11 protein-coding genes are annotated in these 10,929 nt (G+C 60.0%); 9 read left to right on the top strand and 2 right to left on the bottom strand.

Annotation, left to right across the window (positions count from 1 at the left end):
* The first annotated feature begins 16 nt into the window (after positions 1–16).
* Complete coding sequence (locus tag PE058_RS20240; RefSeq protein WP_271029308.1) at positions 17–679, top strand: tetratricopeptide repeat protein; 663 nt, start codon at positions 17–19, stop codon at positions 677–679.
* Between the two features lie 351 nt (positions 680–1,030).
* Here PE058_RS20240 and PE058_RS20235 read toward each other — a convergent pair whose 3' ends face one another.
* Positions 1,031–2,254, bottom strand: coding sequence for an MFS transporter (locus tag PE058_RS20235; RefSeq protein ID WP_271030631.1), 1,224 nt, complete (start codon positions 2,252–2,254; stop codon positions 1,031–1,033).
* 507 nt (positions 2,255–2,761) lie between these two features.
* On the opposite strand from PE058_RS20235, the gene PE058_RS20230 reads away from it, so the two are divergent.
* From PE058_RS20230 to PE058_RS20205, 6 genes are all read left to right on the top strand, one after another.
* Positions 2,762–3,415 (top strand): response regulator transcription factor, encoded by a 654-nt coding sequence (locus tag PE058_RS20230; protein WP_271029307.1) that lies wholly within the window; start codon positions 2,762–2,764, stop codon positions 3,413–3,415.
* Between the two features lie 5 nt (positions 3,416–3,420).
* Positions 3,421–4,326, top strand: a complete 906-nt coding sequence (locus PE058_RS20225) for a histidine kinase dimerization/phospho-acceptor domain-containing protein (protein WP_271029306.1) — start codon at positions 3,421–3,423, stop codon at positions 4,324–4,326.
* Positions 4,289–4,771 (top strand): sensor histidine kinase, encoded by a 483-nt coding sequence (locus tag PE058_RS20220; RefSeq protein ID WP_271029305.1) that lies wholly within the window; start codon positions 4,289–4,291, stop codon positions 4,769–4,771. The genes PE058_RS20225 and PE058_RS20220 overlap by 38 nt, the downstream gene beginning before the upstream one ends.
* A 97-nt stretch (positions 4,772–4,868) precedes the next feature.
* On the top strand, positions 4,869–5,594 hold the full coding sequence (locus tag PE058_RS20215) for a glycosyltransferase family 2 protein (RefSeq protein ID WP_271029304.1): 726 nt from the start codon (positions 4,869–4,871) through the stop codon (positions 5,592–5,594).
* Positions 5,591–5,902, top strand: coding sequence for a lipid-A-disaccharide synthase N-terminal domain-containing protein (locus tag PE058_RS20210; RefSeq protein ID WP_271029303.1), 312 nt, complete (start codon positions 5,591–5,593; stop codon positions 5,900–5,902). Before PE058_RS20215 ends, PE058_RS20210 begins: the two co-directional genes overlap by 4 nt.
* A 4-nt stretch (positions 5,903–5,906) precedes the next feature.
* Positions 5,907–7,130, top strand: coding sequence for an ArnT family glycosyltransferase (locus PE058_RS20205; protein WP_271029302.1), 1,224 nt, complete (start codon positions 5,907–5,909; stop codon positions 7,128–7,130).
* 349 nt (positions 7,131–7,479) lie between these two features.
* Here the strand turns inward: PE058_RS20205 and PE058_RS20200 are convergent, their stop codons facing one another.
* Positions 7,480–9,819 carry a heavy metal translocating P-type ATPase gene (locus tag PE058_RS20200; protein ID WP_271029301.1) on the bottom strand — a complete coding sequence of 780 codons (2,340 nt, stop codon included), beginning with the start codon at positions 9,817–9,819 and terminating at the stop codon, positions 7,480–7,482.
* A gap of 108 nt (positions 9,820–9,927) precedes the next feature.
* Here PE058_RS20200 and PE058_RS20195 point away from each other — a divergent pair, with 108 nt between their 5' ends.
* Positions 9,928–10,203, top strand: coding sequence for a metal-sensitive transcriptional regulator (locus PE058_RS20195; protein WP_271029300.1), 276 nt, complete (start codon positions 9,928–9,930; stop codon positions 10,201–10,203).
* A 153-nt stretch (positions 10,204–10,356) separates the two neighbouring features.
* Complete coding sequence (locus PE058_RS20190; protein ID WP_271029299.1) at positions 10,357–10,812, top strand: DUF305 domain-containing protein; 456 nt, start codon at positions 10,357–10,359, stop codon at positions 10,810–10,812.
* The last annotated feature ends 117 nt before the right edge of the window (positions 10,813–10,929 follow it).

Genomic DNA, 10,929 nt, shown 5'->3' with positions numbered 1-10,929 from the left:
CAGAGGAAAGCCATCCATGGCCAGGAGAACAGTGATCGCCGCCGGTTTTCTACTCGCCATCAAAGCCCAGCTCACGCCCTGCGCCGGTGCGGAATCCGATACTCCAACCATTGAACCCTGGCACGTTGATTTCGCGGATCGCGATACTCATGCCGCCTTTCACAATGATCGCGGTTTACGCTTCTATCAATCGGGCCGCCTCGACAAAGCCATCGAGGAGTTGAGCGCGGCGATTGAGCTGCATCCGGTCGCGTCTTTGCCATATTACAATCGCGGCAATGCTCATTTCCGGCTGCGGCAATTCGAGCGCGCTGCGGAGGACTACTCCCAAGCCCTAAGCCGCAGCCCGGATCATGTCATGGCGCTGGTCAACCGCGGCAGCGCCCGCTCGGCGCTTGGCCGTCTCGACGAGGCTCTCGCTGATTACAATGCCGCCTTTGCCCGAGAGCCAGACAATAGTTACGTGCTCTTTAATCGCGGCTTCCTGCGGGGAAAGCGGCAAGAATACCGGGAAGCGATTGCGGATTTCACGCGCGTGATCGAGCGCGATCCGAATGACGGCGATGCCTATCGCCTGAGAGCCGCCGCCTACGCATCTCTCGGGGAGATGGCGAAGGCACTGCGGGATCGAGATACGGCCTTGACGCTGGGGCCAAGTAAAAGGACCAAAGCACCGTGACGGGAATGGCAATCAAGATGATCGGGGCGGGCCTGATTTTGGTAATGTGGTCTGCGTCTGCAGGGTCTCACGTGCTGCCCTGGCGGGCGGGCGAAGTGCGCATCAAGGGATTTGGTCATTGCGCCAAGGGACCTTGTATGAAGCGCTCTGACTTTAGCCCGAGCAGGCCGCACCATCACCATGCGGGCTGTCTCGTGATGGGGAGCTGGCGGCATTCCAGATTCGAGTCGTGCGAACCCTCGTGAGGCGAGACGAACGTTCGTGCACGCGCGGGCGACCGCCTATTGGATTTCGAAAATTCTGCCATAGCGCCGTTTCGCATTCGATTGCACGCCCGGCCGGCGGAACTTTTCAAAATCGTGTCCTGACCGAAACCCTGCGTAGGAAAAGCACACCTGCGGCGGCGAGGGCCGCGAACACAGCTCCGGTGAGGAAGGTCCCCTTGGGCCCGACGGCATCCCAGAGAACTCCGGCAATGACGCTGGCGGCGAGTAGAGCCAGCCCGGTCATCAAGTTGAACATGCCGTAGGCTGTGCCGCGCAATTCGGGGGGCGCCGTATCAGCCACCAGCGTTGCCAGCAACCCCTGGGTCAGCCCCATGTGGATACCCCACAAAATGACGCCGGCCGCGACGCTCTCAACCGACGATGAATAGGCGAGCACCATGTCGGCCAGAAACAAAAGGACGAGACCGGCCGCGAGCATGTTGCGCCTGTCCATGCGATCCGACAAGACACCGGCCGGATAGGCGGCCAGCGCATAGACTACGTTCATCAGAACCAATATGGCCGGCACCAGGGCGACGGGCAAGCCTACGGATTGAGCGCGCAGAAGCAGGAATGCTTCGCTGAACCGCGCGAGCGTGAATACTGTGGCAACGGCCACCACCCACCAGAAATCCTGGCCGAGACGCGCCAGTTCGCGACGGCTGAGGGGGGACCGGACCGGTTTGAGATCTGGAAGTCGTTCGGGCTCGCGGACGGCAAATACGATCAGGGCAAATGCCAGGAATGCCGGGATCACTGCGATCCAAAACACGGTGACGAAGCTGTTGGCCGTCAGGACCATGAGAAGAATGGCGAGCAAGGGTCCGAGGAAAGCGCCGACCGTATCGAGCGATTGTCGGAGGCCGAAACTCGCGCCCCGCACCTCGGGTGGCGACAGATCGGCAACCAGCGCATCGCGGGGAGCCCCCCGCACGCCTTTGCCAACCCGATCAATAAAGCGCGCCGCGATCAACCACGAAAGCTCAGATGCAAGCGGAAAGACCGGTTTGGTAAAGGCGGACATGCCGTAGCCGAGTGCTGCAAGCCCTTTTCGTTTGCCGAGCCGATCGGACAGGGCGCCTGAGAAAATTTTGGTGATGGCAGCCGTTGCCTCCGCGACGCCCTCAATTATGCCCACCGCAAGTGCAGACGTCCCCAAAGTCGTGACCATGTAAATGGGGAGCAGCGCATGGATCATCTCGGAGGAGATATCCATTAGGAGGGAGACAAAACCGAGGGCCCAGACTCCGGCCGGTATGGCCTTGAGATGAGCTTTAATCGATGCGCTGTGTATCAGGGTGCCACCCACATTCTGCGGCGGCGTCAACCTGGCCGGCAGCAGCACACTTCTACCGCTACGACCCGCTACGGCAAGCCTGATCCCGCTCCAAACAATTGCCGAAGGCTAATCGAGAGTGTGCGGGGCGTTAACCGACCTCGCTCATCAGGCCAACACCCCACATCCAAGGCAGGACGAGACCGCTTTCAACAGCATCGTGCAAGTCTTCGCGCGAACTGATCGGTTGCTTGATGAACGGCATCGCGGCAATGCCCTCTATAAGAGCATGAAAGGGTCTTTCATTGCTGTTGCGCTGGCACGATGTCGAAGAATGTTGACATCGTGTGGCCGTACTGGACCCTTACGGGGTTCATCGCATTCATGCCTCCTTCCGGCTGGCGCGCTGCAACTGCTCGCCATCGTCGCCTCGCTTGGCACCAACAGTGCTCTTTGGCGTGCTTGACCATTGCTATCGGGTTGCACGACGACGCAGGGGGGCGCTTGATAGGACGAAGGAGCCGGCCGAGAGGTTAGATCATGAGGATTTTACTGATTGAGGACGAGCCACTGCTGGGGGAGGCGGTGGCTACGCATTTGAAGAAAATTCATGCCGTCGATTGGCTCCAGTCCTTGGATGCAGGGTGCAGCGCCATGCGCGCCGTGAACTACGACCTGCTGCTGCTGGACCTCAACCTCCCGGATGGCTATGGGATCGACTTGTTGAGGTCGGTGCGTGGCTCAGGCCAAAAGTTGCCAGTCATCGTCATCACGGCTCGCGACCAAATTCGCGATCGAGTCGATGGACTGAACGCCGGGGCGGACGACTATGTCCTGAAACCGTTCGATCTCGACGAGTTGACGGCGCGCATCCATTCCGTGCAGCGGCGCGCCGTTGCCCTGCCAAACCCGCGGCAGTCGATCGGCTCCATCACGGTCGATCAAATTGCACGCAAGGTCTGGCGCGGCGACCAGGAGATCCCATTGACAGCCCGCGAATGGGCCATCCTCGAATGCTTTACGCACCGGCTGGGCACAATAGTCTCGAAGGCAAAGCTCGAGGAAGTGCTCTACGATTTTGGCTCTGAAATAGAGAGCAATGCGGTCGAAGTCTACGTGAGCCGCTTGCGAAAAAAACTTGGAAGCGACTCGATCAGCACGATGCGGGGGCTCGGCTACAGGATGGACCGCTAGACCAGATGTCCACGTGGACCATAACGCAGCGCCTTGTCAGGCGATTGATGACCCTCTTTGCGGTCTTATGGATTGGCGGCGTGACGATAACCGGCTTTGCCATCTACCACGAGCTCGATGAGATATTCGACAGTGCCCTACGCGAAACGACCGGCCAGATCATTCCCATCGCACTGCAGGAATACCGGCTCAAGTCGTCCGGCCAAACTGTTGCTGCATTACCCGCAGCGGTGGCTACGTCTTTCCAGTCACGCCGCGGTCACGTGCACTATTTCTTGCAGGACTCGAATGGAGCCATCCTTGTTCAGTCGAAGGGCGCTGACGCAGGTCTGCTCCCCGACCCTCCCACCAATGGCTTTCGAAACTACGGCGAGTTCCGCTACTACATGCGTTTTCTCCCGAGCGAGCGTGTGTGGATCGTGGTGGCTCAAGAACTCCACGAGCGGTCCGAAGCTACACTCAGTCTTTGGCTCGGCCTAGCGTCTCCGCTGCTCGCTTTCCTACCACTTGCCGGCTTCGCCGTCTGGCGAACGGTCGGTAGTGCGACGGCACCCATCCGTCGCGTTTCACGCGAGCTGGAAGTTCGAGGCGGCGATCATTTGGAGCCCATCGATGACACAGGTCTACCCGGCGAGCTCGCGCCAGTGATCAGCGCCGTCAACACACTCTTGACGCGCCTCAAAGCAGCCCTGGATCAAGAACGCGCTTTTGCCGCCAACGCCGCCCACGAACTGCGCAATCCGATTGCGTCGGCGCGCGCCCAAGTCCAGCTTGCTCGCCAGCAAGCTCGCGGGCACGGCCGACCACGCGAGAGCCGAGAATATCGCCTCGCAGCTCGGGCAGTTTGGACGCCGCATCGAAAAGATGCTGCAGATGTCGCGCGCCGACGCAGGCCTTGGTCGCTCGCGTGAACGCGGCAATCTCGTTGCGGTTGTGCAGCTCGTTGTCGACGACTATCGCAGACGGTCTGATGTCGGCGACCGCGTCAGGCTCACGGGCGATGACGGGGATTGCTGGGTGGCCATGGACGTAGACGCGGTGGCGATCGTCATGCGCAATGCCATCGAGAATGCCGTCAATCACGGAAGTGCAGCCGAGCCGATCGATGTTCGGGTCAGTCCAAACCATAAAGTCAATGTCGTCAACGCCTGTGCCTTCGTGCCGGCTGACGTCCTGCGCGATCTCAAGGGCCGTTTCCAGCGTGGTGGCGCCCAGCACGGAACGGGAAGCGGACTTGGTCTCGCAATTGTCGAGACGATCATGCACCAGGCGGGAGGCTCGGTGACGCTGCTATCGCCGGCCGGAGGCCGTCTCGATGGCTTTGAGATCGTTCTCGAATTTCCCGGCGCGCTCTAGTTGCCTGCCAATAAGGCGACGGGATTCCGTTCTTTCAGGTTGCCTTCAGCTTGCTGCCGGATGGTGCCTTACGGGTTAGCGCCGGGGGAAGCACTCAATGTATGCGACGATCGTTCTTCCCGCGTTCAATGAGGAAGACAGCATTGGCCCCTTGCTTCGCGAAATCCGTGAAAGAGTAGATGGCCTTCCCGTGCGCGAGGTTGTCCTTGTCGACGACGGCAGCACGGATGCGACCGCCGAGCGCGCAAAAGCAGCTTGGGCAAGCGATCCGTCGTTGCGCATTCTTCGTCACCGCCGGCGCCAGGGCCAAAGTCGTGCCTTGCTCACCGGCATCCGCGCCGCGTCCCAAGAACTTATTGTCACGCTCGACGCCGACGGCCAGAACGATCCTGCCGACATCGCTACACTTATGTCCGCCTATGTCGGCGGCCAGCATCGCACGTCGCGCATGATTGTAGCCGGGCAGCGAATGCGGCGGCAGGACACGCTGGTCAAACGCCTGTCCTCGCGTATAGCCAATGGCGTCCGTGCGAGCGTGTTGGGCGACAATGTGCGCGACACCGGCTGCAGTCTGAAGCTTTTCCGGCGTCAGGACTTCCTCGAACTGCCGTTCTTCGATCACATTCACCGGTTCATTCCCGCCCTGATGAAGGCGTCTGGCGTCGTTGTGGTGCTGGTCGATGTTGGGCACCGGCCGCGCAAGGCAGGACTCTCCAAGTATGGCCTGTGGAACCGCTTGTGGGCCGGAATTTACGACCTCGTCGGAGTGCGCTGGCTCTTGAAGCGCCAGATTGGCAACGTCGAACAGGAGACAGTCCAATGATCACCGCGATGGGTCTCCCGTCTTCGGAATCCTTTTGGCTTTGCGTCGGCTTCGTCGGACAGGCGCTTTTCTGTATGCGCTTTTTTGTTCAATGGCTCGCTTCCGAGCGCCAGCGGCAGTCGGTTCTCCCGACGGCATTCTGGTACTTCAGCCTGGCAGGAGGTCTCGTTCTACTGAGCTACGCGCTTTGGCGCGCCGACCCGATCTTCATCATCGGGCAGGCCTCCGGCCTCGTGATTTATGGGCGCAATCTCTACTTCGTCAGCAGCGGCGGGCGAGCCAGTCCTCACGTGCAGGGTGCAGGTTGATCACTTGAGCATCAGTGACGAGACAATTGACCGTGCAGGCCTCGTTGGGCTCGCCGTACTTGCGGTGGTCTTGACGATCGTCGTCGCGACATGGCCCGCCGTTCCCGTCGACGAGACGCGCTACCTCACCGTGGCGTGGGAGATGCGGGCCATGGGTAGCTGGAGCCTGCCTACGCTCAACTTCGAGCCCTACTCTCACAAACCACCCTTATTGTTTTGGCTGATCAATGCCAGCTGGTCGCTATTTGGTGTCGCCGTCTGGCCCGCCCGCCTCGTCGGTGTCGCAGCTATGGGAATGACCCTTCTGCTCACGCATCGGCTTGATCGCAGGCTTGCGCCGGACAGCGAGAGGGGACCGGCGGCAAGCGCACTTATGCTTCTCGGCTTGCCGCTGTTTGTCGCCCTCGGCTTTTCGATCATGTTCGACATGCTGCTATCGGCCACTGTGGTCGGCGCCATGCTGGCCCTCTGGCAAGCCGGTCGAGGGGGAGGACCAAAGTCGTTCATCGCCTACGGATTCTGCACGGGGATAGGATTGCTGGCAAAAGGCCCGGTCGTTTTGCTGTTCACACTGCCTGCTGCGCTGCTGGCTTGGTTTTGGATCGAGACCGCCGAAAGACGGGGCTGGTATCTCCGTCTTGGAGCCTCGCTCGCTCTCGGAATTGCGATTGCGCTAGCCTGGGCGCTCCGCGCTGCATATCTCGGCGGGCCGGACTTCGCCGAAATGCTGTTTTGGAAACAATCCGCAGGACGCATTGCGTCGTCGTTCGCGCATGCTCGTCCATTCTGGTTCTACGGACCTATCCTAGTTCTCTTCCTGATCCCTCTGCTTATCTGGCGCCCCCTATGGACTGGTTTGCGCACAATCCGCCATGAACGCAACGAAGCTCGCGATTTCCTGCTCTGTTGGATCGGGCCGCCGCTGTTCGGCTTGAGCCTCATTAGCGGCAAACAGCTCCACTATCTGCTTCCGATCATGCCGGCGTTGGCGTTGCTGATGACTCTCGGCTTGAGATCAGCCACACCACGCTCGACCGACAAAATCCCACTTCTGGTGCTCGCGGGAGCCCTTCTCGTCGGTTTGATCGTCATCGCATCGGCTGGAGGTCTCTTGTTGCCGCACAACGGCGCAAATATGTCAGTCATCTCCGAGAGCAGCGTTCCTTTCCTGATCGCCACGGGGCTCGTCGCTCTCGGCGCGATTGCGTCGCATTTGGATTGGCGTTGATCTCGACGGGCGCTGGTTTTCTGTATTATCAGTTTCGTGCAGCAAGAAGGTTCGAAACGCTGATAGCGGTGGTGGGTGGGGTCCTTGTTGTCTGCGGCCTGGCGGTCGTGCGTGACGGGGTGTCAGGTTCCAGGCGCATCCTATGGATGTTGCCCAGCCCCGCGGCGCCCGTATCGCAAGTTTCGGTTCTGTAGTTTTGCTGGGCCGCTAAGTCGCTGTCGATCGTAAATTAGAGAACAATCTCCGCGTGACGTTTGCGGGCAGAATTGCGCCACGTGTGCGTGTTCGCTCCCGAGTTCGGTATCGATGGGCAGATGGCCGCCAGATGAGGCAGTCTCAGAAAAAATGCCTACAGACTGGCGCCGCGTAACCGAAGCGCGTTGGCAATGACACTTACGGACGACAAGGCCATTGCGGCAGCCGCTATCACCGGCGAAAGGAGCACTCCGAACAAGGGGTAAAGCGCTCCGGCCGCCACCGGAACACCGGCCGCGTTATAAATGAACGCGAAGAAAAGGTTCTGCCGGATATTCGACATTGCGGCAGCGGACAGGTGCCGCGCGCGCACGATGCCGTTGAGGTCGCCTTTCAAAAGGGTAATACCAGCGCTTTCCATGGCGACATCCGTGCCAGTTCCCATCGCTATGCCAACGTCCGCCGCAGCAAGGGCAGGGGCATCGTTCACGCCATCGCCTGCCATGGCCACGACACGGCCCTGCCTCCTGAACTTCTCGACGATCTCACTTTTGTGCTGCGGCAACACGTCAGCTTCGACATCGTTGATGCCAAGGCGCTTCGCCACAGCGGCTGCGGTTGCCGCATTGTCTCCGGTCACCATGACAACGCGTAAGCCTGCCGCCCGAAGGGCGTCTACGGCAGCGGGCGTTGTCTCTTTGATGGGATCGGCGATTGCAAGGACGCCCGCAGCTTTCCCATCTATGCCAACGAAAATGGCGGTCGCGCCATCGCCACGGAAACGGTCTGCCGCGCTAAACATTTCTGCAATGTCGACACTGGCCTCTTCCATCATGCGGGCATTGCCAATCACGACGCGGGATCCGGCAATCGTGCCTGTGACGCCTTTCCCGACAGGAGAATCGAAGTCAGCGGCGGCAGACAGGGTTAGGCCACGCGCCTTTGCAGCCTCGACAATGGCATTGGCAAGAGGATGCTCGCTTGATCTTTCCAAACTTGCGGCCAACTTCACCACAGTTGGTTCTTCGAATCCCGGCGCGGTGTGCACCCCCACAACTTTCGGCTTGCCCTCGGTCAGCGTGCCCGTCTTGTCGACCAAAAGCGTATCAACGCGTTCCATGCGCTCCAACGCTTCGGCGTTTCTAATTAGCACGCCGGCCTGCGCGCCCCGGCCGACCGCCACCATGATGGACATCGGCGTGGCTAAGCCCAACGCACAAGGACAGGCGATAATCAGGACAGACACGGCCGCTATAAGGCCGAATGTAAAGCGTGGCTCAGGTCCCCAAATGCTCCAAGCGGCGAATGCCACCAGGGCTGTCAGGATAACGGCCGGCACGAACCACCCCGAGACCTGGTCCGCCAACCGCTGAATGGGCGCCCGGCTCCGTTGAGCCTGAGCGACCATTTGCACGATCTGGGCGAGCACCGTGTCCCGCCCGACTTTTTCGGCGGTCATGAGGAAACTGCCGGATTGGTTCATGGTGCCACCCACCACTTGATCGGAGAGGCTTTTGGTTACCGGCATGGACTCGCCTGTGACCATGGACTCGTCAATGGCGCTCCGGCCTTCGACGATCACCCCGTCGACCGGGACACGTTCGCCCGGCCGCACGCGCAGCTGGTCCCCAGCCGCAACCTGGTCAAGAGGCACGTCTTCATCCGAACCATCGGCTTTCACGCGCCTCGCTGATTTAGGAGCCAAGTCGAGCAGGCTCCTTATTGCGCCGCTAGTTTGATCTCGCGCCCCGAGTTCGAGCACCTGGCCGAGGAGGACAAGGACCGTGATGACGGCGGCAGCTTCGAAGTAGACAGGGACGGCTCCATCTGCTGTGCGCATGTTATCAGGGAACAGGCTTGGAAAAGCCGTCGCCACGGCACTGTATGCCAGCGCGACGCCAGTACCCATGGCGATGAGTGTGAACATATTGAGATTGCGCGTACGGACGGAAGCCCAACCGCGCTCAAAAAACGGCCATCCGCCCCACAGCACGACGGGGAGCGCGAGGATAAACTGGACCCAGTTGGAAGCCTGTTGCCCCAAAGTGCCCGTGAGTCCGGTGATGTGACCACCCATTTCGAGGGCGAAGATGGGGACCGTCAGCGCGAGTCCGACCCAGAACCTCCTGGTCATGTCGACGAGTTCGGGGTTTGGAGCGGAGTCAGCTGTTACTACTTCAGGTTCCAAAGCCATGCCGCAAATGGGGCATGTGCCCGGACCCATTTGCCGGATCTGCGGATGCATGGGACAGGTATAGATCGCGCCTTCGTTCTCACGCGCCGCGGGTTTTTCCGACAAGTAGCGAGAAGGGTCGTTGTCGAACTTGGTCCGGCATCCCGCCGAGCAGAATAAATAGGGGTGGCCATGAAGTGAGCTGCGGTGCTTGGCGGTGTGCGGGTCAACGTCCATGCCGCAGACTGGGTCTACGGTGTTTGCGGACTTCGCCGAAGAGCAGCAGCTATGGCCGTGATTTGGATGGGTTAGATGATCCATGCATGAACTCCTTCATGTATAGTGACGTTCTCCATATATACCCCATGGGGGTATCGCGCAAGATGGCTGCAAGTTGACTGTCATACCACCCGGGGGTATATGCATGGCATGCATCAGAACACACGGGCGTCCTGCCTTAAGCGTCTGTCGAAGATTGAAGGCCAGGTGCGGGGCCTGTCCCGCATGGTCGAAGAGCGTCGCTATTGCATTGATATCGTCACGCAGGTCGCGGCCGTGAGGGCCGCTTTGCGGAAGGTCGAAGAAGCCGTCCTCCAGGACCACATCGGCCATTGCGTCGAAAACGCCATCAGCAGTGGCAACACTACCGAACAACGGGCCAAAGTTGCGGAACTCGTGGAGGTGCTGTCTCGTTCGAATAGATGACTGTGTTTTTTGCGAGAACGATTCCTCGCTCGAGGTTGCCATTGCCACGGTCATCGTCGGTTTGAGATGCGGGCTGTCAGCACGGGATCGAACGTCAGGGCGCGCTCAAAATTTCCGTGTCGCCCTGAAAACAAGGGAAGCGAGGTGTGAACCATGCGCCACAACATGCCTTATGCAAGACTTGCCGGCATGACCGTCCTGTCGTTCATCGCGATGTACATCCTCATGTACGCGATGGTGGACCGTTTCGATAACGTATACCCGAACACCAACCAGGCCTATATGGCCGGGCTCATGGCGGCGCCCATGGTGCTGATCGAGCTGCTTTTGATGAAGGATATGTACTCTAACACAAAGGCAAATTATGCCATCGCTGCCGCCGCCGTCGCGCTGACGGCCGTGTTCTTCTTCTCGATCCGCTCGCAGGCCCTGATTGGTGACGACCAGTTCCTGCGCTCAATGATACCTCACCACGCCGGCGCAATTCTCATGTGCGAACGGGCAACGCTCGAAAATCCGAGCATCAAGCAGCTCTGCGGCACCATCATTGATGGCCAACGGCAGGAGATTGCTGAAATGACGGCAAGGCTAAAAGGCCTCAATAAATAGATGCCGCCGCAGACCGCCGCAACGCGCGGCGGCTCCACCCCCCTTGGGTTAGCAGTTTTTTCACCATTGGAACGTGTTTGACAGGCGGCTTAGGCCCCCCTCAACCCTTTCGGAAGC

This window comes from Hyphomicrobium sp. DMF-1 (genome assembly GCF_027886585.1).
GTDB lineage: Bacteria > Pseudomonadota > Alphaproteobacteria > Rhizobiales > Hyphomicrobiaceae > Hyphomicrobium_C > Hyphomicrobium_C zavarzinii.
This window is presented reverse-complemented; position numbering and strand designations above follow the sequence as displayed.